The organism is Accumulibacter sp. (genome assembly GCF_036625275.1).
Lineage (GTDB): Bacteria > Pseudomonadota > Gammaproteobacteria > Burkholderiales > Rhodocyclaceae > Accumulibacter.
Genome location: NZ_JAZKUD010000068.1, coordinates 1 through 21,594 on the forward strand (window position 1 = coordinate 1; position 21,594 = coordinate 21,594).

General features: G+C 60.4%; 25 protein-coding genes. 17 read left to right on the forward strand and 8 right to left on the reverse strand.

The window, feature by feature from the left end; genetic code table 11:
* On the forward strand, positions 1–342 hold a 342-nt coding region (locus V5B39_RS16765; RefSeq protein ID WP_332344011.1), incomplete at its 5' end, for a hypothetical protein.
* Positions 343–461: 119 nt separating this feature from the next.
* Here V5B39_RS16765 and V5B39_RS16770 read toward each other — a convergent pair.
* Positions 462–629 (reverse strand): hypothetical protein, encoded by a 168-nt coding sequence (locus V5B39_RS16770; RefSeq protein ID WP_332344012.1) that lies wholly within the window; start codon positions 627–629, stop codon positions 462–464.
* Positions 630–653: 24 nt separating this feature from the next.
* On the opposite strand from V5B39_RS16770, the gene V5B39_RS16775 reads away from it, so the two are divergent.
* The 3 genes from V5B39_RS16775 (at position 654) to V5B39_RS16785 (ending at position 3,180) form a co-directional block, all read left to right on the forward strand.
* Positions 654–857, forward strand: coding sequence for a hypothetical protein (locus V5B39_RS16775; protein WP_332344013.1), 204 nt, complete (start codon positions 654–656; stop codon positions 855–857).
* Positions 858–1,212: 355 nt separating this feature from the next.
* Positions 1,213–1,428 (forward strand): 50S ribosomal protein L31, encoded by a 216-nt coding sequence (rpmE, locus tag V5B39_RS16780; protein ID WP_034920912.1) that lies wholly within the window; start codon positions 1,213–1,215, stop codon positions 1,426–1,428.
* Between the two features lie 129 nt (positions 1,429–1,557).
* Positions 1,558–3,180 carry an ArnT family glycosyltransferase gene (locus V5B39_RS16785; protein ID WP_332344014.1) on the forward strand — a complete coding sequence of 541 codons (1,623 nt, stop codon included), beginning with the start codon at positions 1,558–1,560 and terminating at the stop codon, positions 3,178–3,180.
* A 21-nt stretch (positions 3,181–3,201) separates the two neighbouring features.
* Here V5B39_RS16785 and orn read toward each other — a convergent pair whose 3' ends face one another.
* Positions 3,202–3,747: an oligoribonuclease gene (gene orn, locus V5B39_RS16790; protein WP_332344015.1), complete on the reverse strand. Its 546-nt coding sequence runs from the start codon at positions 3,745–3,747 to the stop codon at positions 3,202–3,204.
* Positions 3,748–3,790: 43 nt separating this feature from the next.
* Here orn and V5B39_RS16795 point away from each other — a divergent pair, with 43 nt between their 5' ends.
* The 4 genes from V5B39_RS16795 to V5B39_RS16810 are packed head-to-tail and all read left to right on the forward strand — an operon-like array spanning position 3,791 to position 6,546.
* Positions 3,791–5,029 carry a M48 family metallopeptidase gene (locus V5B39_RS16795; protein WP_332344016.1) on the forward strand — a complete coding sequence of 413 codons (1,239 nt, stop codon included), beginning with the start codon at positions 3,791–3,793 and terminating at the stop codon, positions 5,027–5,029.
* Positions 5,030–5,049: 20 nt separating this feature from the next.
* Positions 5,050–5,385, forward strand: coding sequence for a 4a-hydroxytetrahydrobiopterin dehydratase (locus tag V5B39_RS16800; protein ID WP_332344017.1), 336 nt, complete (start codon positions 5,050–5,052; stop codon positions 5,383–5,385).
* On the forward strand, positions 5,382–6,248 hold the full coding sequence (gene rsgA / locus V5B39_RS16805; RefSeq protein ID WP_332344018.1) for a ribosome small subunit-dependent GTPase A: 867 nt from the start codon (positions 5,382–5,384) through the stop codon (positions 6,246–6,248). The genes V5B39_RS16800 and rsgA overlap by 4 nt, the downstream gene beginning before the upstream one ends.
* Positions 6,249–6,267: 19 nt before the next feature.
* Positions 6,268–6,546, forward strand: a complete 279-nt coding sequence (locus V5B39_RS16810) for a polyhydroxyalkanoic acid system family protein (protein ID WP_332344019.1) — start codon at positions 6,268–6,270, stop codon at positions 6,544–6,546.
* A gap of 35 nt (positions 6,547–6,581) precedes the next feature.
* On the opposite strand, the gene V5B39_RS16815 is transcribed toward V5B39_RS16810, so the two are convergent.
* Complete coding sequence (locus V5B39_RS16815) at positions 6,582–6,842, reverse strand: acyl-CoA-binding protein (RefSeq protein ID WP_332344020.1); 261 nt, start codon at positions 6,840–6,842, stop codon at positions 6,582–6,584.
* 77 nt (positions 6,843–6,919) lie between these two features.
* On the opposite strand from V5B39_RS16815, the gene V5B39_RS16820 reads away from it, so the two are divergent.
* Positions 6,920–8,401, forward strand: coding sequence for a wax ester/triacylglycerol synthase family O-acyltransferase (locus V5B39_RS16820; protein ID WP_332344021.1), 1,482 nt, complete (start codon positions 6,920–6,922; stop codon positions 8,399–8,401).
* A 56-nt stretch (positions 8,402–8,457) separates the two neighbouring features.
* On the opposite strand, the gene V5B39_RS16825 is transcribed toward V5B39_RS16820, so the two are convergent.
* From V5B39_RS16825 to V5B39_RS16840, 4 genes are all read right to left on the reverse strand, one after another.
* The gene (locus tag V5B39_RS16825) at positions 8,458–9,231 is read right to left on the reverse strand and encodes a hypothetical protein (RefSeq protein WP_332344022.1); all 774 of its coding nucleotides are present in this window, start codon (positions 9,229–9,231) and stop codon (positions 8,458–8,460) included.
* A 31-nt stretch (positions 9,232–9,262) separates the two neighbouring features.
* Entirely contained in the window at positions 9,263–9,922 is a 660-nt protein-coding gene (locus tag V5B39_RS16830; protein ID WP_332344023.1) for a TetR/AcrR family transcriptional regulator, read from the reverse strand.
* Between the two features lie 69 nt (positions 9,923–9,991).
* Positions 9,992–11,212, reverse strand: a complete 1,221-nt coding sequence (locus tag V5B39_RS16835) for a patatin-like phospholipase family protein (RefSeq protein WP_332344033.1) — start codon at positions 11,210–11,212, stop codon at positions 9,992–9,994.
* Positions 11,213–11,441: 229 nt separating this feature from the next.
* On the reverse strand, positions 11,442–12,002 hold the full coding sequence (locus tag V5B39_RS16840; RefSeq protein ID WP_332344024.1) for a phasin family protein: 561 nt from the start codon (positions 12,000–12,002) through the stop codon (positions 11,442–11,444).
* Between the two features lie 177 nt (positions 12,003–12,179).
* On the opposite strand from V5B39_RS16840, the gene V5B39_RS16845 reads away from it, so the two are divergent.
* From V5B39_RS16845 to pnp, 5 genes are all read left to right on the forward strand, one after another.
* Positions 12,180–14,168, forward strand: a complete 1,989-nt coding sequence (locus V5B39_RS16845) for an SDR family oxidoreductase (protein ID WP_332344025.1) — start codon at positions 12,180–12,182, stop codon at positions 14,166–14,168.
* 10 nt (positions 14,169–14,178) lie between these two features.
* Positions 14,179–14,604 (forward strand): ProQ/FinO family protein, encoded by a 426-nt coding sequence (locus V5B39_RS16850; protein WP_332344026.1) that lies wholly within the window; start codon positions 14,179–14,181, stop codon positions 14,602–14,604.
* A gap of 32 nt (positions 14,605–14,636) precedes the next feature.
* Positions 14,637–15,197, forward strand: coding sequence for a hypothetical protein (locus V5B39_RS16855; protein ID WP_332344027.1), 561 nt, complete (start codon positions 14,637–14,639; stop codon positions 15,195–15,197).
* A 177-nt stretch (positions 15,198–15,374) separates the two neighbouring features.
* The gene (rpsO, locus tag V5B39_RS16860) at positions 15,375–15,644 is read left to right on the forward strand and encodes a 30S ribosomal protein S15 (protein ID WP_034931452.1); all 270 of its coding nucleotides are present in this window, start codon (positions 15,375–15,377) and stop codon (positions 15,642–15,644) included.
* Between the two features lie 174 nt (positions 15,645–15,818).
* Entirely contained in the window at positions 15,819–17,933 is a 2,115-nt protein-coding gene (pnp, locus tag V5B39_RS16865; protein WP_332344028.1) for a polyribonucleotide nucleotidyltransferase, read from the forward strand.
* A 113-nt stretch (positions 17,934–18,046) separates the two neighbouring features.
* Here the strand turns inward: pnp and dksA are convergent, their stop codons facing one another.
* Complete coding sequence (gene dksA / locus V5B39_RS16870; protein WP_332344029.1) at positions 18,047–18,472, reverse strand: RNA polymerase-binding protein DksA; 426 nt, start codon at positions 18,470–18,472, stop codon at positions 18,047–18,049.
* Positions 18,473–18,792: 320 nt separating this feature from the next.
* Between dksA and modA the strand changes: the two genes are divergently transcribed.
* Genes modA through V5B39_RS16885 form a run of 3 tightly spaced genes read left to right on the forward strand, consistent with a single transcriptional unit; the run spans position 18,793 to position 21,337 of the window.
* The gene (modA, locus tag V5B39_RS16875) at positions 18,793–19,578 is read left to right on the forward strand and encodes a molybdate ABC transporter substrate-binding protein (protein WP_332344030.1); all 786 of its coding nucleotides are present in this window, start codon (positions 18,793–18,795) and stop codon (positions 19,576–19,578) included.
* Entirely contained in the window at positions 19,578–20,252 is a 675-nt protein-coding gene (gene modB / locus V5B39_RS16880; protein WP_332344031.1) for a molybdate ABC transporter permease subunit, read from the forward strand. Before modA ends, modB begins: the two co-directional genes overlap by 1 nt.
* Positions 20,249–21,337 (forward strand): sulfate/molybdate ABC transporter ATP-binding protein, encoded by a 1,089-nt coding sequence (locus tag V5B39_RS16885; RefSeq protein ID WP_332344032.1) that lies wholly within the window; start codon positions 20,249–20,251, stop codon positions 21,335–21,337. The genes modB and V5B39_RS16885 overlap by 4 nt, the downstream gene beginning before the upstream one ends.
* The last annotated feature ends 257 nt before the right edge of the window (positions 21,338–21,594 follow it).

The window sequence follows — 21,594 nt, forward strand, 5'->3', positions numbered from 1 at the left end:
CAAGGGTCCAGACTGAAGCATGACGAGTGGTCATCGCCCGTCGTGGGAGGACTCGTGCCTGTGCTCATCCGCCCGGCCGGACCGGCCAGGCGGATGAGCACAGGCACTGCGCGGGGCGGGATTCGGATGACTTTTCAGGGGCTTCCGGGCCCAAATTCGACATTGACGCTGCTTGATGAAGACTCATGTACTCTCGTCGGTGCCGTTGGATTTCTTATCCTTCGCTGCTTGCGCGCCCACTGGCAGTTCATGATCGTGCTCAAGGACCAGGATTTGCCCACGGTCTGGGAGGAGTTCCGCGCGCTGCGGCCCCGGCAGTTACCAACCCTGCAGCAGGACTAGGGACGACGTCAACAGCACTTCAGCTGGGTCAATGACATCGAATACGCTTACGGTTCGAACGGTCGTCGCCGGCTCAAGCTGCACGTGGTCGTCTGTGAGGAGCGCTGGCAACGCGTCGATCAAGAGGCCAGGATCGTGACCGAAATGGCGCGCCACGCCTGGCTCTCCAGCCAGCCCCGCTCAGCCGCGAGAACGTTCATGAGCGTTGCAATCTCGGCGCCCGCCACCGCTGGGGCATCGAAGCGGGCTTCCTCATCGAAAAGCACCAGGGCGACCACTACGAGCATGCCTTTGCCCTCGACTGGAATGCCATGCGGGGCTACCACCTCCTGATGCGCCTGGCGCATGTCTTCAATACCCTGGCGCGCTTCACGCGACAGCTCCGCGATCTGTATCGCCAGTTCGGCGTGCGCGGGGCCATCGCCTTCATCCGAAATTCCTGCGCTGCCCCTTGGCTCGATCCGGCGCGGATGCGCGTGCTCCTCGCCAAACCCTTTCTCCTGCAACTCGAGTGACCTGCCCAGGACGGCCCCAGAAACCACCCCAAGCCGCGTCTCCCGTGCCGGGACAGGCTCGCCCAACGATCGGACCGGAGATCCTGCCACCTATCGACACCCTCTTCACGAACCCCACACCACCCGCGCATCCAGCCCTCACTTGCCGCCAACCTCCCGCGATCTGACCACTCCAGCGGCGAAAACCGGGGGTTCCGGCAAACGGGTCCGATTCGGCCAGGTCATGCGTCAGGGCTGCATAGGTAATAGGATGATTGCAGACAGTGGAAAAATCGCTGATAATGATGATTTTTGATGCCTCATGCTCTGCTTGTCACCTGATCATGACAGCCTTAACCTACAGGAAAAGCACCAGATGAAAGACAAAATCCATCCTGCCTACGGTGAAATCGCGGTGACCTGCTCCTGCGGTAATACCTTCACCACCCGGTCGACAATGAAGAAAGCGCTGCACGTCGAGGTCTGCTCGGCCTGCCATCCTTTCTACACCGGCAAACAGAAAATCATCGATACGGCTGGCCGCGTCGAGAAATTCAACCAGAAGTATGGCGCGATGCGCAAACCTGTCTAGGTCGAACAGCGGGGTCGACAGAACAAGGCAGCCCTATGGCTGCCTTTTTCGTTTCCACAATAGCGGTTTATCAGTATTCCTTTCCAGATGCCGGCGCAGGCGGAGCATGCTCACTTTCGGGGGATTCCATTGCCGCCCAACGGCTGGACTCTGGCAGTTCTCCTCATCCTCTATATTTGCACGGGGCTGATCGGTCACGACCCCTGGAGAAATGATGATGCAGTCACGATCGGCGTCGTCCATGATCTGGTCACGAGCGGGAACTGGCTGACACCAAGCCTCGCTGGTCGCCCTTACCCCGATGCGCCTCTCTACTACTGGGTGGCAGCCAGCGGCAGTCAGATGTTGTCCTGGATCTTGCCGCTGCATGAGGCGACGCGACTGGCCAGTGGAGTATTCACCCTGCTCGCCCTTGGCTTCATTTTCCTCGCTGCACGCGAACTGCACGGTCGCGAACAAGCTCCGGCCGCGCCGCTGCTGCTTGCCGGCAGCATTGGCTTCCTGTTCCATGCGCATGAAGCGCAGCCCATGCTGGCGACGTTGACGGCGCACACCGCCGCCTACTGGGGACTGACGCAGCTTGACAGGCGACCACTGCGAGGCGCTTCCTGGTTTGGTTCGGCGCTCGGATTGGGTTTCCTTGCCAACGGCTTGGCGGCGATGTTGCCGCTATTGCCTGTGGCCGCGTTCGTGGTCTGGCGATCCGCTCATCGCCAACGCTCGGCGCTGCTGCTGCTTGGCTCGCTGCTGTTTGCCTGTGCGCTTGCCGGCGGGTGGCTGGCCGCCTTGTTTGCGACCTCGCCCGAGTACCTCGCCGCCTTCTCGCAGGGCGAGTTGACCCAGCTCGGGGCCAGTGGGCAACCCCTGCTCGCTGTGCAGCGCCTGCTGCTGATGCTCCCCTGGTACGCCTGGCCAGCCTCCCCTCTCGCCTGCTGGGCGCTCTGGGCAAAACGGCGCCAATGGGCAACGACCCCGCTGGCCTTGCCGATGTTTGCTTTCGTGGTCTCGCTGCTGATGGTCGGCATCGCTATCGGAGCACGCAGCGCACCCGCTTTGCTGCTGCTGCCACCGCTGGTTCTGCTGGCCGTGCCGGGTGTCGCTTCGCTGCGACGTGGCGCGGCGAACGCGTTTGACTGGTTTGGCATGATCACCTTCAGTCTCCTTGCCCTGCTGGCCTGGATTGGCTGGTGCGCAATGGTTTTCGGCTGGCCGGAAAGGCTGGCGCGCCAAGCTGTTCGACTCGAGCCTGGATTCGTCGGGAACTTCAGTCTCCTGGGCACCAGCGTCGCCTTGCTGGGAACTTTGGTCTGGTGCTGGCTGATTGTCACCAGTCCGCGTTCCCCCATGCGCGGGATCATGCACTGGATGGCCGGTCTGACCTTGTTCTGGCTGCTGATCGTGATGCTCTGGATGCCCTGGATCGACTACGGCAAGACTTACCGTCAGGTATCCGCTTCCCTGGCCCAGGCATTGCCCGAGAAACGCAACTGCATTGCCGGAGCCAACCTCGCTGATTCGATCATCGCCTCACTGGACTACTTCGACGGTATCCGTACGATTGCGGCAAACTCCGCCGCCGGCAGGAAGTGTGACTGGCTGCTGATCCATGGCGCCCCCCGTGATGGCAGCTCCCCAGCAGCCGGCGGCTGGCGGAAGGTCTGGGACGGCGGTCGTCCCGCTGAGCGCCGGGACACTGACCGACTGCACCTCTATCGGCGCGATGCCAAGAGAGGTTCATCGTCCGGCAGGTAGATGGGCAGGTCCCGATCACGATCAGAGTCTGATGAAATGCTCGCGGTAGTACTTCAACTCGTCGATCGATTCACGGATGTCAGCGAGCGCAGTGTGCTCGGAACGCTTGACAAAACCTCTGGCCACTTCGGGTTTCCAGCGCCGACAGAGTTCCTTGAGGGTGCTGACATCCAGGTTTCGGTAATGGAACCAGGCCTCAAGCTGCGGCATGTACCTGGCCATGAAGCGTCGATCCTGGCCGATCGAATTGCCGCACATCGGGCTGACCGACCGGGGAACATGAGCCTGCATGAACTCCAGCGCAGCCGCTTCAACAGCCGCCTCGTCAAGAGTGGATGCCCTGACCCGATCAACCAGTCCGGAGCGGGCATGCGTCTTCCGGTTCCATTCATCCATTGCATCGAGGCAGGCATCCTCCTGGTGTACAGCCCACACCGTTGATTCGGCGATGGTCACCAACTGGCTATCAGTGACCACCATCGCCAATTCGATGATACGGTCGCAGTCAGGTGCCAGCCCGGTCATTTCCATGTCCAGCCAAACAAGGTGGGAAGCGTCCTTTGTCATATAATCCATCTGAACCGTAAAGTTTTGATTGTGTCACAACTCCATGTTGAATACCTTCTCCCTGGTCTTTCTTGCCGCCTTGTTGGTCATGTGCGCCTTGCGCCTCTGGCTGGCGCAGCGGCAAATCACGCATGTCATGGCGCATCGTGGCCACGTACCCGAGAACTTCGCTGATCGTGTCGATCTCAAGACTCATCAAAAGGCCGCCGACTATACCGTGGCACGCAGCCGCTTCGGCCGGGTTGGCTCGGCCGTTGAAGTGGTGATGCTGCTCGCCTTCACGCTGGGTGGCGGCTTGCAAATACTGCATGACTTCTGGTCAGCACGACTCGATGGCCTGCCCTACGGGGTCGCACTGATCTTCAGCGTCCTGCTGATTTCCGCCATCGTTGATCTGCCACTCGGCCTGTATCACCAGTTTGTCATCGAAGAAGAGTTTTCCTTCAACCGCATGACTCTCCGAATCTTTCTCGCGGATCACCTCAAGCAGGCCATCCTGGCCATCGTCATCGGCACGCCGGTGCTGCTCGCCGTGCTCTGGCTGATGGCAAGAATGGGCGAGCTGTGGTGGCTCCATGTGTGGATCTTCTGGTGCGCTTTCAATCTGCTGCTCCTGTTCATCTATCCAACCTGGATCGCGCCGCTATTCAACCGGTTCGTCCCGCTCGACGATGCCCAACTCAGAGCGCGCGTCGAGGCACTGCTGGCACGCTGCGGTTTCGCCAGCTCGGGCCTCTTCGTGATGGACGGGTCGAAGCGGTCGAGCCACGGCAACGCCTACTTCACCGGTTTCGGCAAAACGAAGCGCATCGTCTTCTTCGACACCTTGCTCAGCCGTCTGCAGGCTGTTGAGGTCGAAGCCGTGTTGGCGCACGAACTGGGGCACTTCAAACACCGGCATGTGCAGAAACGGATCGGCATGCTTTTCGTCATGTCACTTGGCTTTCTCGCCATCCTCGGGCAACTGATCGATGCCGGTTGGTTCTACAACGGTCTTGGTCTGACGAGCCAGAACACGGCCCTTGGGCTGGTCCTTTTCTTTCTCGCCGGACCGGTTTTTGCCTTTCTGCTGACCCCGCTGTTCAGTCTCCTCTCGCGTCGTGATGAATTTCAGGCGGATCGCTACGCGGCAGCCCACGCTTCGGCAAGTGATCTGGTAGACGCACTGGTCAAGATGTACGAAGACAATGCCGCGACCTTGACCCCCGACCCGCTACACTCCTTGTTCTACGATTCACACCCACCCGCCGCCCTGCGCATCGCCCGCCTGCAGGACGCCTAAGCAAAAAACAGGAGGCCCCCATGCTGACCAAACTTGCTCTCGAACATTGCCAGCCGCTACGCGGCAGCGAACACGCACTGCATCCCGCGCAGGCCTTGGCCCTGCTAGCCGACCTGCCAGGCTGGCAGATTGCCGAGAACGGGCTGCTCCAGAAGGAGTTCATCTTTGCCAGCTACGCGGCCACCCTGCTATTCGTCAACACCGTTGCAGGGCTCGCCGAACGAGAAAACCATCATCCTGACCTTGAAGTCGGCTATGGCCGTGTGCAGGTCAGCTACAGCACGCATGACGTTGCCGGCCTGTCGCGCAACGATTTCATTTGCGCCGCCAAGATCGAAGCACTGGCACAAATTTGAGACTGGCCGGCAGCGTCATCGCCGCTTACGGGCGGCAGTACCGGGTCGAGCTGCGCGATGGCGAGACGCTGCTCTGTGTTCCTCCCGGCAAAAAGAGCGAACTGGTCTGCGGTGACCAGGTCAAGGTGCAGCGAACGAGTGCCAACCAAGGCGTCATCGCCACGCTTGAACCGCGGCGAACGCTACTCTATCGATCGGATCACTGCAAGCAAAAACTGATCGCCGCCAATGTGACACAAATCATCATCGTCGTCGCCACCGAACCGCCGTTCTCGGACGATTTGGTCACCCGCTGCATCGTCGCTGCCGAAAGTCAGGATATCCGGGTTCTGATCGTTCTCAACAAATGTGACCTCAGTGAACGGGTACCGGCCGCTTCGGCAACCCTGCTGCTGTACGAAAAACTGGGTTATCGGGTTCTGAGACTCTCTGCGCACAACGACGGCGAACGCCTGTTGCCGTACCTGACCGACCATACCAGCCTGCTGATCGGCCAATCCGGGATGGGCAAATCAACGCTGATCAATGCCCTGATTCCCGGCGCCTGTACGCCCACCCGGGAAATCTCGCAGGCACTCAACGCCGGCAAGCACACCACTACGCATGCCCGCCTCTATCACCCCAGTACGGGTGCTGCGCTGATTGACTCGCCGGGATTGATGGCATTTGGTCTGCACCATCTCTCGTCGGAGGAGATTGCTCAGGCTTTTCTCGAACTGCGGCCGCTGCTCGGCCAATGTCGATTTCGCAATTGCCAGCACGACCGCGAACCCGACTGCAGTATCCTTGCCGCCGTCGAGCACGGCGCCATTGACCCGCGCCGCTATGCGACATTCCGCTCACTCTGTGCCGAAATCGGCTGACCCTCAAAGGACTTCTCACATGAGCGAAATCATCATTCGCCGCCAGCATGACAAGAGCCTCGCCGAGGCGCGTACCGCCGCCGAGCATATGGCCCGCGAATTACAGGAAGAGTTTGACCTTGACTACGCGTGGGACGGAAACCGGATGCGTTTCAAGCGGCCAGGGGTGACCGGCGAACTGACCCTCGATGCAAAGGAAGTGTTGCTCAGCATCCGTCTCGGACTCCTGCTCTTCGCTGTCAAACCGGCCATCGAACGCGCAGCCCACAGATACTTTGACGAGAACTTCCCGGTCTGAACCGGCCTGTCGGACAAGCCGCCAGTTCTCGACTCTCAGGCGGCTTGCAGTTTCTCGACCACGGCAATGTACTGCTGCATCGCAGCGTCGGCTGCAGTACCCTTGATCGCAGCCCAGGCATCGTACTTGGCGCGGCCCACCATATCGGCAAAGCCGGGGCGCCGGCCTGCAACATCGCCTTCGGTTACCTGCTTGTATAAGGCATAGAGCCTCAGCAAGGTGGCGTTGTCCGGGCGCTCGGGCAGGGTCTTGGAGCTGGCCACGGCGGCCTCGAACTGGGCTTGCAAGTCACTCACGTTGATTCCTCCGGTCGATGATCGCTTGAAATGACTTGCTATTATATGGGCTGGCCATTTTTCCGGGAGCACCTGCGATGAACCCACGCGAAAGAATTGCCCACGTCGACAACGCCTGGCTGCGCATGGATCGCCCGGAAAACCTGATGCAGATCGTCGGGGTCATGATTTTCAAGGGCCGCATCGACACCGAACGTTTCAAGCGCACCGTCGCGCAGCGCATCGTGCGTTACCGGCGCTTCCGGCAAATTGCCAGGCAGGATGCCGATGGCAACTGGTGGGATGACGACCCCGACTTCGACATCGACACGCATGTCCGCCATTCTTTTCTCCCGGCGCCGGCCGGCAAGAACGAACTGCAAAAATTCGTTGCGACCATGGCGGGCACCCCACTCAACCCGTCACGACCCCGCTGGGAATTCAACCTGGTCGACACTGCCGACGGCAACTCTGCACTGGTGGTCAGGATTCATCACGCGATTGCCGACGGCATTGCCCTGATTGGCGTCATCAAATCGCTGACCGACAACGACATTGACGCTCCCGAGGAGGGCGGAACGCAGGCAGCGACTCATCAGGATGATTCCGCCAACGACCAGGGGAGCGATACCGGTGACGCTTTCTGGCGAACGATCTTGGAGCCGCTCAGCGAAGTCGCGCTGGCATCGATCCGCATCGGTGGCCAGTTGTGGGGACACTACCTGGGCCTGCGTAATCACCCCGCGACGATCCGCGACTACGTGCTCGTCGCCAGGGCCATCGCCGAGGAAGTCGGCAAGCTGGCGTTGCTGCCCAACGATACCCCGACACGCTACAAGGGCAAAGCGGGAACGGTCAAACGGGTCGCCTGGTCCGAGCCAATCTCCTTGTCCGAAATCAAGACCGTCGGCAAGGTTCTTGGCTGCTCGGTGAACGACATCCTGCTGGCTTCGGTGGCGGGTGCCCTGCGCGGCTACCTGATGGCCCAAGGTGATCCGGTGGCGGCCACCGAGATTCGCGCCATGGTCCCGGTCAATCTACGCGCGCCGGATGACATCGAGGATCTTGGAAACCGCTTTGGTCTGGTGGCTCTCGAACTGCCGATCGGCATCGACAACCCGCTGGCCAGGCTCTACACCACCCGCGCCAGAATGATGGCGTTGAAGGGTTCCCATCAGGCGATGCTGACCTTCACCCTGCTGGGTGCCGCCGGCATGGCGCCCAAGTTCATCCAGGACCAGATTCTCAATCTGCTGGCCAGCAAGACCACGGCAGTGATGACCAACGTCCCCGGCCCGCAGCAGCCGCGGTTTTTCGCCGGCTGCAGGATCGAGCAGGAAATGGTCTGGGTCCCGCAAGCCGGCGACATCGGCATGGGCGTCAGCATGCTCTCCTACAACGGCCGGGTACAGTTCGGACTGATTACCGACAAGAACATGGTTGACGACCCTGCGCAAATCGTCAATCGCTTCGCCGACGAATTCGACAAGCTTCTGTGGCTGCTGCTGCTTGAGCCTTGGGATCGGCTCGGAGACCCGGCAGCGGTGGAAGAAGACCTGGGCGCCCTGACCGATCGTTGATACTTGGCAACGCTGTACTGACGGGCATCCGAGTGGCCTCCTGGCAAGCCAGTCGCTTAGTCCGCAAGCTCGGCCTTTGCCGCTTCGACATCGAGCCGCTCCATGGCATCCATCGGCACGCAGGCGGCAGCCTCCTGATAAAGGCGCTCGGCGTCCTTCATTTTCGCCTTGCCGAACATCAAAACCAGCGCGTTGGCAAACTCGATGCGGGTGATGGCCGAGTCGGGGTTGAGTTTCAGAGCGGTTTCAAGCAAGTCCTTGCCGGTATCCTTCTTGACCCCATAGGTGATTCCCCCAACCAGCGCTCCCACCTTGTCGATCACCTCGGCGTGATAGGCACCAAGCGCGATATGCGCGTCGGCATGCCGGGGTTCCAACTCCAGCGCCTTGGTCAGGCTGTTCTTGATCTTGCCGCCAAGGCCCTGGGCAAGCGCCTTGACAACCGAGATGCTCTGGCTGTAGCGACCGAGTGCGAAAGCGTGCAGGTACCACGCGTTAATATCAGTGGGGGTCTTTTCCTGCTGCTGCTCACAGCGCTGCGCAACCTCCAGCAGCAGGCTGCACTTGTGCTCATCATCGGTTTCAAGGTAAGTCGCATAGACCGTGGCCGCCTTGTTGGCGGCATTGTAACCCGCCATGCCACAGGCCACACCCGCCTCGACGGCCCGGCCAAAGTCGCCGGCGTGATAACTCCGCCAGGCCTCCTGAACCCGTGGATCATCAGGAAAAGGTTCGCAGTCACCGCGATGCAGCCGCGCCCAGTTTTCTTGCAGTGCCGACCCGGCATAGAAATATGCCTTATCGGGATAGGGAAACTTGTTCCAGGCCATTGATCGTTCTCCAGATTAATTCAACATGACGTCAGGCAGGACGCTCTGCGCCGAGGTATTCCTGTGACAGCTTTTCGAGCAGTTTTTTGGATTCACCCAGCAGAAAGGGCGAAACCATCGCCATCACCTGGTAGACACCGCAGCCGATATGATCACTGTCGAGTCTGCCGCGTGGATCGCGAACGTACTCGAAAGAGAGCCAATAGGTTGCAATCACCGTCATGTTTATCGTCAGCGCACGCAACTCCCCGGTGTTGGCACGCATCGCACCTGCCGACACCAGACCTTCGCATAGGGTCTTCGCAGTGCGCACCTTGTGCGCCAGGATTCGCTGGAAATGGATTTCCAGCAAGCGGTTGCGCGTCAGCAGATCGTTCAAATCGCGGTAGAAAAAACGGTACTGCCAGATCTTTTCGAAAAGGAGATGCAAGAACAACCAGATATCTTCCACGTCGGCGGGTCTTCGTGTCGGTACTGCCAGCGTATCCTCGATCTCCCGCTCAAAGACCGTAAAAATCGACTCGAGGATCTCATCCTTGTTATTGAAATGGTAATAAAGATTGCCGGGACTGATATTCATCTCGTCGGCAATAACCGTGGTCGTCACGTTTGGCTCGCCAAAGTCATTGAACAGGCGCAGGCTGGTCTCGATGATGCGTTCACGCGTTCGCCGTTTGGGTTTTTTTTCCATCACCTGTCCGCCATGAGCTACCCCGGATGGCCAGCATAGCACTGCTGCAGGTGTCCGGGAATGGCCGGGTCAAACCTGCTGCGCCTGCAGCCAGGCTTCAAGATCGCCCAACGAAGAATCCAGTGCACCGGCACTGGCTGCCAGATCCGGGTGGCGCTTGTGTGACAGCAGCGAACGACTGTGGTCCTTGAGCACGCCGAGGTTCAGTTCGATACCGTGCCGCTCGAAAATTGGCCGTAACTCATGGCGCCGCCGATACAGATCGCTACGGGTACGCTGGTAAGCATGCTCGCACAAGCGGCGACGGCCGCGATAGCTGAACACATTGGTGAAGAACATGTCTGCATCGTCGCGCGTCGGTTCAAAGAGGACCACATCCCTGCCTGCGAACTCGTGCCCATAGCGGTCCATGCCGGTTCGCATTCGCGAGTGGATGATGGCGCGAAAGGTCTGTGACAAGACAACCGGCAAGCCCCCTTCAATCAGATGGTCAGGTACCGGCGTCGGATCTTCATGCCGCGGACGCTGGGCAGCTAGTTGTGAATCGAATGGCACCAGCGGATTGATGCAAATCAGGAGTTCAGCGCCCGCGTGCAGCGCAACCGAAGCATGCAGGGTCTTGATCAAGGCGCCGTCGACGAAATAACGCTCGCCGATCCTGACCGGTGGAAACAGTCCCGGCAAAGCGGCACTCGCCTGCACCGCCAGCGAAATGGGGATATCGTCATGCCCCGGTGAGCCGAAGGCAAGCGACTCACCGGTGTCGAGATCGGTCGCCACGATGAACAGCTGGTGCTTGAGCTGACGGAAATCATTGCTTCGCTCGCCAACCGAAAACAGTTTCCTCAACAGCTTGTCGATTCCGGCACTGTCGAAGATCCCTGCCGGGATGGCATGACTGAGACCCTGAAAGGCTTCCACCAGGCGAAGATGCCACGGGTCCGACAAATACTGTCGCAAGGACGACCAGAACAGGACGGGAACCTGCAGCACTCGTCGCAGGTATTCACCGAAAGCAGGGCGCAGCAGCATTTCGGGGTCGAAAACCTCATCGCTTTCGTCTTCCACCAACATGCGTGCCAACTGGGCAGGCTCCATGCCATTGGCCACTGCGGCTGCCATGAAAGCCCCTGAACTGACCCCGACATAGACATCGAAGTTAGTTAAGTCGACGCCGTCAAGGGCTTCCGCCAATGCAGCCATCGCGCCGACTTCATAGACACCTCCCACCGGCCCCCCCCCGGCCAGCGCCAGCCCGAGTTTCGAACATTTCCTTGCAGTATCATCCATTGAACGCCATTCCTTTACCTGGAAAGCGCCATTGATGACAGCGTCGAGGAACGCTGCCGGCGCCTGGTTGTAAGCGCGTACCATCTCCGTGCCGGCCACGCCAAAACCCGGACGGACGGCCAAGAACCCCTCGCGGGATCTCTCCCTTCCCGGTCGGGAGGGAACCCTTGCTCTCTGGCAGCCCTGAGCGCCTGGCTTGGTCCAGCTCGCGCCAAGCGCGGGGAAAGACTTACTCGTCGCCCGCCTTCGGCAGCGTGTTCAGCACGTCGGCTGGCGTGACCGGGGGCACCGGCTTCGCAGCCGCAGACCTGCGAGCGGCTGGTTTGGCCACGGCTGGTTTGACCTCAGCGGACTCAGCCGGAGCAATCTCTTCCTTGGCCACCGACTTGACGGCGATCTTGGGAGCTGCTTTTCCTTCGGTCAGGGCCTGCACGGCCGCGCTCAGGTCGACGACGCGCTTGGACAGACTGTCGATATCCTGCTTGCTCGGCACGCCGAGGCTGCCCAGGGCACGCGCGACACGATCCTCAAATACCTGTTCCAGGCGGTCCCAAGTCCCAGCCGCCTTGCCAGCCACCTGTGCGATCCGCTCGTCGGTCATCTTGCGGGTCCTCGACTGAATGCTTTCACCTTCCCTCACCAAAGCGTCGAACACCTTGCCACCCTCTTCCTGCGCTTTGGCAAAAGCGCCAAGTCCGGCCAGCCAGATCTGCTGAGCAGATTCCTTGACCGTCGACGCCAGTTGGCTTTCCGTCACGTCACCCGCCAATTCCTTGAGTTTCTTGCCCATTTTCTTCTCCTGTAAGGTCATCATCAAAAGGCCAACAAGTTTTTTGCTTGCCCTGTGGAGCCAGTCTAGTGACAATATCTAGAGGACGCACACTAAAGACCCAGGGAAGGCCTTGATCGCACGGCCGTCGGGCAGGCAGGGCATTCAGGAGAGGACCGTGAATTTCAGGAGACAGCAATGAATTACTTCGTTACCGGCGCCACTGGTTTCATCGGCAAGCGGCTCGTCAGAAAGCTGCTCGACCGCCCCGATACCACCCTCTATTTTCTGACCCGTGCCATCGAGTTGCCGCGACTCGATGAATTGTACGAGTATTGGGGCTGTGACGATACACGTGTCATCCCGATCATTGGTGATCTGACGCAGCCCGGGTTAGGCGTCGCCCCAGCCGACATTGACAGGCTGAAGGGCAGGATCGACCACTTCTTCCACCTGGCTGCGATCTATGACCTCAAGGCCAGCGCCGAAGACCAGCAGCGTGCCAATGTAGACGGCACCCGCAACACGGTGCGCCTGGCCGAGGAAATTGCAGCCCGGCACTTCCACCTGGTCAGCTCGATTGCGGCAGCCGGCCTGTTCGAGGGACTGTTCCGCGAGGACATGTTCGACGAAGCGGAGAACCTCGACAACCCCTATTTTCGCACCAAACATGACTCCGAAGGCATCGTCCGCAAGGAATGTCGGATCCCCTGGCGTATCTTTCGTCCGGCCATCGTGGTCGGCGACTCGCGCACCGGCGAAATGGACAAGATCGACGGCCCCTACTACTTCTTCAAGCTGATCCAGAAGATGCGCAGGATGTTCCCATCCTGGATGCCGACGATCGGCATCGAAGGCGGACGAATCAACGTCGTACCGGTCGACTTCGTGGTTGCTGCGATGGACCACATTGCACACCTCGAAAACCAGGACGGTCAGTGCTTCCACCTGACCGATCCGACGCCGATGCGTGTCGGTGATCTGCTCAACACCTTTGCACGCGCAGCGCACGCGCCGGAAATGGTGATGCGCATCAATGCTGCCCTGCTCGGTTTCATTCCGCGTTCGGTGCGCAAGGCGATGTTCGCCCTGACGCCGGTACGCCGCATCCGCACTGCCATCATGAAGGATCTCGGGTTGCCCGACGACATTCTCGAGTTCGTCAATTACCCGACCCGCTTCGACTGCCGCGAGACGCAGCGAGCGCTCAAGGGCAGCGGGATCGCGGTGCCCCCGCTCGACAGCTACGCCTGGCGCCTGTGGGACTACTGGGAACGTCACCTTGACCCGGATCTATTCGTCGATCACACCCTGCGCGGCCAGGTCGAAGGCAAGGTCGTCCTCGTCACAGGCGGCTCGTCGGGTATCGGCAAGGCCACCATTCGCAAGATGGCCGAGGCCGGCGCAATTGCCGTGACCATCGCCCGCGATGCGCAGGCGCTCGAAGAAGTCCGCCGTGAATTCGAAGCCGCTGGCCTGCGCCTGATCACACACGCGGTCGACGTTTCCGATCCACAACAATGCGCTTCCTTCGTCAAGTTCATGAACGAAGAGCACGGAGGCGTCGATTTCCTGGTCAACAACGCCGGCCGCTCGATTCGCCGCGGCATCGAGAACTCTTTCGACCGCTTCCATGATTTCGAACGTACCATGGAGGTCAACTACTTCGGTGCACTGCGCCTGACGATGGGCTTCCTGCCGGCAATGATTGCCAAACGCAAGGGACAGATCATCAACATTTCGTCGATCGGCGTGCTCACGAACGCACCGCGCTTTTCGGCCTACGTCGCCTCAAAGGCAGCGATGGATGCCTGGGCACGCTGCGCCGCATCTGAATTTGCCGATCGCGGCATCGAATTCACCACGATCAACATGCCCCTGGTCAGAACACCCATGATTGCTCCGACCAAGCTTTATGATCAGGTTCCAACGCTCTCCCCTGAAGAGGCCGCCGATCTGGTCGTCGAAGCCATCATTCACAAACCCGTGCGCATCGCCACCCGGCTGGGCATTTTCGGCGCCCTGCTGCACTCGCTGCTGCCCAAGGTGGCACAGATCACGATGAACACTTCCTTCCGGATGTTCCCCGATTCCAGTGCGGCAGGCATGCGCAAGTCTCCGGAACCCGAGCCACAAACCGCTGACCAGATCGCTTTCTCGCAGATCATGCGTGGCATCCACTTCTGAAGCGAGATCCATGAATACGCCCACCTCAGTTCCTGTCCCTGTCACGGGTCAGCACGCTCGACAGCTTCTGAAGGAATTGCAGGAGACCTACCCGGTCTTCCGCGCCGGTCTGCCACTGGCCATCGGGATCGACAAGCAACTCCTGGCGCGTCTGCCAAGCCTTGATCGCAAGGTATTGCGTACCGCCCTGGGAATGCATACGCACTCGCTGCGCTACCTGAAAACCATGGAAAAAGCCGCCGTACGCTATGATCTCGACGGCCAGCCGGCCGACGAGATCCCGGCAACGCATCGCAGCCATGCCTCGGAGCTGATCAAGGAACGGCTGCGCAAGCAGGCCGAGCTGCGCAAGGCACAGCGCGAGGCCGAGGCGCTGGCACGTGAGCGTACCGAGAAGCTCGGCCAACTGGTCGAAAAATTTGGCCGCAACCGCTAAGCCACTGACCATGCAGTGGTTCGGTACAGATCATGGACCATCTACTCAAGGACAGCAGCCCACTCGAGTTGTACGCCTGGCTGGACGCAGAGGCCACTTTGCCGGGCTGGGACATCCTGATCGGCAACCCTTTCGCTCAAACACTGCCTGAAGATCACTTCACGACAGTTCAAAACTACTTTGCCGAGTACCATCTGGAATATTATCGGCAGCGACTTTACCGGCACTTCCCGAGCCGCCTGCACGCGCTGTTGCTCTTCGCGACGCGCGTCGATGCGGAAACCTTCCGTACCAAACATCCGGCCCGCGTCTTCGGCAAGACACTGACCAGAGCGCGCAGCAAGGGAGCTTACATCTGCTCGTTTCATGATTCGAGCTGGCTGGATTATCTGCGGCTGCCACACAGTCTGAGTCTGTCGACGCTTGACCAAATCGCCAACCACTACTGGCAGGGCACGCTCGTCGAAGAAATCGGGTTAACCTTCCTCAACGAAAACTGGCGTGAAGCCCCTGTGATCGAAGCCCTCTTTCAGGGCACCCTTGAAGCCGTATCGACCAACCCGCAAAGCGATTGGCTCCCCGGCTTTTCTTAACGGCTACAGGCGTACCACCATAGCCCGACGGTGGGTCAGAAAAGCTGCTCCTTGCCGCCCATCCCCCCAACAGTTACAATCGCCGCCTCGCTTCGCCAAGCGAATAAACACCTTTATCCATCTGGCGTTGGCTCTATCAAACCGGGGCGGCGCCGTTTCCCAGAAAGAGAGTTTGACATGGCGATCAATGTAACGCAAAAAGCGCAAATCATGACCGATTACCAGCGTACCGTCGGCGATACCGGGTCTTCCGAAGTCCAGGTGGCGTTGCTGACCGCACGCATCAATGACCTGACCGGCCATTTCAAGGAGCACAAGAAGGACAATCACTCGCGGCGTGGGCTGTTGCGCATGGTCAGCCGTCGTCGCAAGTTGCTGGACTATCTGAAGCGCACCAATGTCGATTCGTACCGCAGCCTGATCCAGCGTCTCGGCCTGCGCAAATAAGCCCGCTCACCGATCCTCACCGCGATCGGATCTGCAGGCAACCCGAAAAGCAGTCAGCGGCCAGCCCTTCGCGGGCTGCGCCGCTTTTTCTGCTATTGCAGTTTGCCAAATCGGGCGTTGGTCGCCTGCCGGAGTCGCAAGCAGGCTCGCGCCAGACCATTGAGAAAGGGAACAATGTTTAATATCGTCAAGAAAAGCTTCGCTTACGGGGCCCACCAGGTGACCCTGGAAACCGGCGAAATCGCACGTCAGGCGGGTGGGGCCGTACTGGTGTCGATGGACGACACCGTCGTGCTAGTCACGGTCGTCGGCAACAAAATGGCCAAGCCCGGCCAGGATTTCTTTCCGCTGACCGTCGATTACATCGAGAAAACCTATGCTGCGGGACGTATTCCCGGTGGCTTTTTTAAGCGTGAGGGCCGTCCTTCGGAAAAGGAAACCCTGACCTCACGACTCATTGATCGTCCGCTGCGCCCACTCTTCCCCGAAGGCTTCTACCACGAGGTCCAGATCGTCGCGATGGTGATGTCGCTGAACCCGGAAATCGATCCCGATATTCCGGCCATTATCGGCGCCTCGGCCGCCCTGGCGATCTCCGGCATTCCTTTCGACGGACCGATCGCTGCTGCCCGCGTCGCTTATATCGAAGGTCAATACGTCCTCAATCCGAGTGCCACGCAACTCGCATCGAGTCTGCTCAATCTGGTCGTCGCCGGAACGCAGGCGGCTGTGCTGATGGTCGAGTCGGAAGCACGGGAACTCTCCGAGGAAGTGATGCTCGGTGCCGTGGTCTACGGACACCAGGAAATGCAGGCGGCAATCAATGCCATCAACGAACTCGCCGATGAGGCTGGCAAGCCGGAATGGGACTGGGCACCGGCGGCGAGAAACGAAGCCGTGCATGGCAAGCTCGATGCCCTGGTTGACGGCGAACTGCAGGAGGCCTACCGGATAACCAGTAAACAGTTGCGTAGCCAGCGGATCAAGGAAATTACCGCCTACGCGGTCGAAACCCTGACCGCCGGCGACGACGCCCCTGACGCCAATGCCATCCGCAACATGGTCTCTGCTGCCGAAGCCCGGATCGTCCGCGGCCGCATCCTCGCCGGCGAGCCACGCATCGACGGCCGCGATACGCGCACCGTCCGGCCGCTCGCGATGCGCTCGGGCGTGCTGCCGCGAGCACATGGTTCGTCCCTGTTCACCCGCGGCGAGACGCAGGCGCTGGTCGTGGCAACGCTCGGCACCGGTCGTGACGAACAGATCATCGACGCACTCTCCGGCGAATACCGTGAGCGCTTCATGCTGCACTATAACTTCCCGCCCTACGCCACGGGGGAATGCGGTCGTGTCGGAACGCCGAAGCGTCGCGAGATCGGGCATGGCCGGCTAGCCAAGCGCGCCTTGTTGGGCGTCCTGCCTTCACCCGAAGCGTTCTCGTACACCATTCGCGTCGTCTCCGAGATTACCGAATCGAACGGTTCCAGCTCGATGGCCAGCGTCTGCGGGGCATCGCTGGCGCTGATGGACGCCGGTGTTCCGCTCAAGGCACATGTGGCCGGAATTGCCATGGGTTTGATCAAGGAAGGCAATCGCTTCGCTGTGCTGACCGACATTCTCGGTGACGAGGACCACCTCGGCGACATGGATTTCAAGGTCGCCGGCACCGAGTCAGGGGTCACTGCGCTGCAGATGGACATCAAAATCCAGGGAATCACCAAGGAAATCATGCAGGTCGCGCTGGCCCAGGCCGGCGAAGCCCGCCTGCACATCCTGAAACAGATGCAGGATTCGATGTCCGGACACCGTGAGGAGGTATCGAGCTACGCACCGCGCCTGTACATGATGAAAATCAACCCCGAGAAAATCCGCGATGTGATCGGCAAGGGCGGTGCGGTGATCCGTGCCATTACCGAAGAAACCGGCACGACGATCGACATCAAGGACGACGGCACGATCACCATCGCTTCGGTCAGCGGTGACGCCGCCGACGCCGCCAAGGCCCGCATCGAAGCCATTACCGCTGACGTCGAAGTCGGCAAGGTCTATGACGGTACGGTCCTGAAGCTGCTCGACTTCGGCGCCATCGTCAGCATCCTGCCCGGTCGTGATGGCCTCCTGCACATCTCGCAGATTGCCAACGAACGCGTCAACGCCGTTGCCGATTATCTCAAGGAAGGCCAGAAGGTACGCGTCAAGGTTCTGGAAGCCGACGAGAAAGGCCGGGTACGGCTGTCAATGAAAGCCCTGAGCGCCGAAGAGGGCGGTGCTAACGCCGCACAGTCATAGGCCGCTGATCAACAAGCAAGCAGAAAAAAGGACGCCGAGGCGTCCTTTTATGTGACACGCACCGCTGGTCGACCGCCTGCGCGGTTCGCCCAGCGCCCGTCTGCCGATATCGCTTACTTGGCGATCTGCTTTTCCCGTACTTCTTCGAGCGTTTTACAGTCGATGCACAGTGTCGCCGTCGGTCGAGCTTCCAGACGCTTGATGCCGATCTCGACCCCACAGGCAGCACAATAGCCATAGTCACCGCTGTCAATCCGGTCGATGGTCTCCTCGATTTTCTTGATCAGCTTGCGTTCGCGATCGCGGTTGCGCAGTTCGATGGCGATGTCGGTTTCCTGGCTCGCTCGATCATTGGGATCGGCAAAAACCGTCGCTTCATCCTTCATGGTATGCACTGTACGCTCGATGTCCTCGATCAACTGCTGCTTGAGCGTTTCGAGGATGCCACGAAAATGAGCCAGTTGATCGCTGTTCATGAACTCTTCACCCGGTTTCGGCGAGTAGGGAGTGAAATGCTTGTGGAGCATGTCAGAAGTCATCCAGGTTCCTGTGTATTGATAGTTGTTCGTCTGACGATGAGCAAACCAGGTCGTGAGCCTTGAGTGATCCTTATATTGTGCCACATGACCCGAACACAAGTGCGCATACCACGCAGCATTTCTCGTGAACAGCGTCTACCGGGTCTCTTCGGCAGCCCTTGGCATGGCTGGCACTCCGGCACGGGTCGGGATAGGGACAAGTGCAGAATATCGATCAATCGCATCGGCACGATCCGCCTGCAGCCTGGGCAAGGTCGATCGCTAACCGGCAATCCCGGCAGGCTATAATGAACTTCCCATTGACGTTGGCCAGGGCTGTCATGCCAATCCTTCGCGCCGCTGTCTGTCTGTTGCTGCTGGCTGAACTGGCGATCGCGAACGCCGCCGGAGCCCCCCCGATCGCTGCCGCGGCTGATCTCAAGTTCGCACTGACCGAAGTTGCCGAAATTTTCGAGAAGGAGAGCGGACACGCGGTGAAACTGTCTTTCGGTTCATCGGGAAACTTTGCCCACCAGCTTGAGCATGGCGCCCCTTTCGAGTTGTTTCTCTCTGCTGACGAGAATCTGGTTTTCCGGCTCGCCGACCAGGGGCTGACACGGGATCATGGCGTCTTGTATGCCATCGGCCGCCTGGTGCTGTTCGTCCCACACGGCTCGCCCCTGCAGGCAGATGCTGCGTTGAGCGATCTCAAGGCGGCACTGGCCGACGGCCGCGTCAAACGCTTTGCCATCGCCAACCCGGAGCACGCCCCCTATGGTCGTGCGGCGCGGGCGGTGTTACAACATGCGGGGCTGTGGTCTGCGATCGAGTCCAGGCTCGTGCTGGGCGAAAATGCCGCGCAGGCCGTGCAGTTCGCGGTATCAGGATCGAGTCAGGGAGGCCTGCTGCCCCTGTCACTTGCCAGTGCGCCGGCAATCGCCCAATCGGGAAGCTTCACGCTGATTAGCAGCGAATGGCACACGAGCGAACCGTTGCGCCAGCGCCTGGTGCTGATGAAGTCCGCTGGCGATACCGCGCGTGCCTTTTACGACTACCTTCAAAAGCCTGCCGCTCGCGCCATCTTCGTTCGCCACGGCCTGGTTCTGCCGAATAAAGCAACGCATTAATGGACACGGCCGCAATCATTCTGTCGGTCAGACTGGCCTTGCTGACCTTGCTATTGCTGCTTCCCCCGGCGATTCTTGCCGCCCACTGGCTGGCGGTAACCACGCGCAAGCGCAAACTATGGATTGAGGGCTTGCTGGCGCTCCCGCTGGTCCTGCCGCCAACAGTGATCGGCTACTACCTGCTCGTGGCGATGAGTAACCAATCGCTACCGGGACGCTGGTTCGAGGCGCTTGCCGGCCAGACCCTGGCCTTCAGTTTCAGCGGCCTGGTCGTCGCTTCAGTGATCTTCAACATTCCCTTTGCCGTGCAGCCGATCCAGCGCGCCTTTGAAGCCATTGCACCGGACATCCGCGAAGCCGCTCAATGTTGCGGACTGACCTTCTGGCAAACCTTCCTCAGGATAGAACTGCCGTTGGCCTGGCCCGGCATTCTGTCTGCATCGGTGATGACCTTTGCCCACACCCTCGGCGAATTCGGCGTGGTGCTGATGGTGGGTGGCAACATCCCCGGTGAAACCCGCACCGTCGCGATCTCGATCTACGACAAGGTGCAATCCTTTGATCACGCTTCGGCAGGAGCGATGTCGCTGCTGCTCCTGCTGGTTTCGCTGTGCACCATCTCGGTCAGCTACGGGCTGGCCAAACGCCTGGCCAGGCGGCGCCGCGCAACGTGACTCTCAGCGTACAACTGCGTCATGGCGGTCCGCCGCTCGATTTTGCCGCCGAGTTTCCCGACGGACGGATCACGGCCCTGGTCGGCCCCTCCGGCAGCGGCAAGACCTCCATCCTGCGCGCCATTGCTGGCCTGTTGCCGGTCAGGCAGGCACGCGTGGCACTGGGGACAGAAATTTGGGCCGAAGGAAAAAACCACCGGCCGACACGCGAGCGGTCAATCGGCTTCGTTTCCCAGCATTATGGTCTGTTTCCCCACCTGACGGTGCAGGCGAATGTCGAGACCGCACTGATCCATTTGCCGATCGGCGAACGCCGGGAACGAGCGCTTCGTTGCCTTGCCCTCGCCCATGTCGAAGGTCTCGAAAGACGCTATCCCGACGAGCTGTCCGGTGGCCAGAAGCAGCGTGTGGCGCTGGCGCGGGCAATTGCCCGCCAGCCGCAGGTCCTGTTACTTGATGAGCCTTTCTCCGCCGTTGATCGCAGTACGCGCAAGCGTCTCTATATGGAACTGCTGCGCCTGCATGAGCAACTCGGCGCAACGGTGCTGCTGGTAACCCACGATCTCGACGAAGCCGCACAACTGGCTTCGCACCTGCTGCTGCTACGGCGTGGGCGACTGGTGCAAGCCGGGGCCACTTCCGAAGTATTGACGCGCCCCGCAAGCGAGGAAGCAGCACGCCTCCTCGACATCCCCAACATCTTCACTGCCAGGGTGGACGGCACGGCCAGCGGGCGCAACCTGCGACTGCGCTGGGGACCGCATGCCCTACGTGCCGCCGGCCCGCTACCGGTGGGCATGGAGGACAACCTGCGCTGGGCTATCTTGCCGAGCAACGTACTGCTCGTTCGCCCGGACAAACCCTGGGGAAGTCACCTCGAAAACCCGCTGGTCGTCGTCGTCGAGGAAGTCATCGAAATGGGCACTGAGGCCGTCGTCCGCTTACAACCGCAGGGTCTTCCGGAAGCCTGCCTGCAGATGCGCCTGCCGGTTCGCGCCGTCCATCGCTACGGGGTTGCGGTCGGCCGGGAGGTCACGGTCTCTCTGCGGGCAGGCGATATCGTGCCGCTACACACGGGACGCTGAGCACAGCCCAATTCTGCGTCTGTGGGGCGAAGGCGGGATTTCGCGGAGCACGGCTCTGCGCCGCCGCAGCCGGCCCACGATGCAGCGCGGGCCGTGGAAAGGGTTTGGGCGAGGGGTAATCCGTTGCACAGTAATCATTCACTCCCCCTACACGGTTGCCGGGATGGCGGGGATGGCGGGGAGCTGCAAGCCTTTGCGAGCGGCTGCGATGACGGTGCCGAGGTACTGCCAGGCGGATGCTCCGCGACGGCGACAGG

Bases quoted from the DNA above. Each gene is read 5' to 3' on its own strand.
- V5B39_RS16825 (WP_332344022.1), bottom strand. From the start codon at position 9,231: ATGGCCTGGAACAAGTTTCCCTATCCCGATAAGGCATATTTCTATGCC.
- rpsO (WP_034931452.1), top strand. From the start codon at position 15,375: ATGGCGATCAATGTAACGCAAAAAGCGCAAATCATGACCGATTACCAG.
- rpmE (WP_034920912.1), top strand. From the start codon at position 1,213: ATGAAAGACAAAATCCATCCTGCCTACGGTGAAATCGCGGTGACCTGC.
- V5B39_RS16855 (WP_332344027.1), top strand. From the start codon at position 14,637: ATGGACCATCTACTCAAGGACAGCAGCCCACTCGAGTTGTACGCCTGG.
- V5B39_RS16770 (WP_332344012.1), bottom strand. From the start codon at position 629: ATGCTCGTAGTGGTCGCCCTGGTGCTTTTCGATGAGGAAGCCCGCTTC.
- pnp (WP_332344028.1), top strand. From the start codon at position 15,819: ATGTTTAATATCGTCAAGAAAAGCTTCGCTTACGGGGCCCACCAGGTG.
- modB (WP_332344031.1), top strand. From the start codon at position 19,578: ATGGACACGGCCGCAATCATTCTGTCGGTCAGACTGGCCTTGCTGACC.
- V5B39_RS16830 (WP_332344023.1), bottom strand. From the start codon at position 9,922: ATGGAAAAAAAACCCAAACGGCGAACGCGTGAACGCATCATCGAGACC.
- dksA (WP_332344029.1), bottom strand. From the start codon at position 18,472: ATGACTTCTGACATGCTCCACAAGCATTTCACTCCCTACTCGCCGAAA.
- V5B39_RS16845 (WP_332344025.1), top strand. From the start codon at position 12,180: ATGAATTACTTCGTTACCGGCGCCACTGGTTTCATCGGCAAGCGGCTC.
- V5B39_RS16835 (WP_332344033.1), bottom strand. From the start codon at position 11,212: ATGGATGATACTGCAAGGAAATGTTCGAAACTCGGGCTGGCGCTGGCC.
- V5B39_RS16775 (WP_332344013.1), top strand. From the start codon at position 654: ATGCGGGGCTACCACCTCCTGATGCGCCTGGCGCATGTCTTCAATACC.
- orn (WP_332344015.1), bottom strand. From the start codon at position 3,747: ATGACAAAGGACGCTTCCCACCTTGTTTGGCTGGACATGGAAATGACC.
- V5B39_RS16820 (WP_332344021.1), top strand. From the start codon at position 6,920: ATGAACCCACGCGAAAGAATTGCCCACGTCGACAACGCCTGGCTGCGC.
- V5B39_RS16850 (WP_332344026.1), top strand. From the start codon at position 14,179: ATGAATACGCCCACCTCAGTTCCTGTCCCTGTCACGGGTCAGCACGCT.
- V5B39_RS16800 (WP_332344017.1), top strand. From the start codon at position 5,050: ATGCTGACCAAACTTGCTCTCGAACATTGCCAGCCGCTACGCGGCAGC.
- V5B39_RS16810 (WP_332344019.1), top strand. From the start codon at position 6,268: ATGAGCGAAATCATCATTCGCCGCCAGCATGACAAGAGCCTCGCCGAG.
- V5B39_RS16795 (WP_332344016.1), top strand. From the start codon at position 3,791: ATGTTGAATACCTTCTCCCTGGTCTTTCTTGCCGCCTTGTTGGTCATG.
- V5B39_RS16840 (WP_332344024.1), bottom strand. From the start codon at position 12,002: ATGGGCAAGAAACTCAAGGAATTGGCGGGTGACGTGACGGAAAGCCAA.
- modA (WP_332344030.1), top strand. From the start codon at position 18,793: ATGCCAATCCTTCGCGCCGCTGTCTGTCTGTTGCTGCTGGCTGAACTG.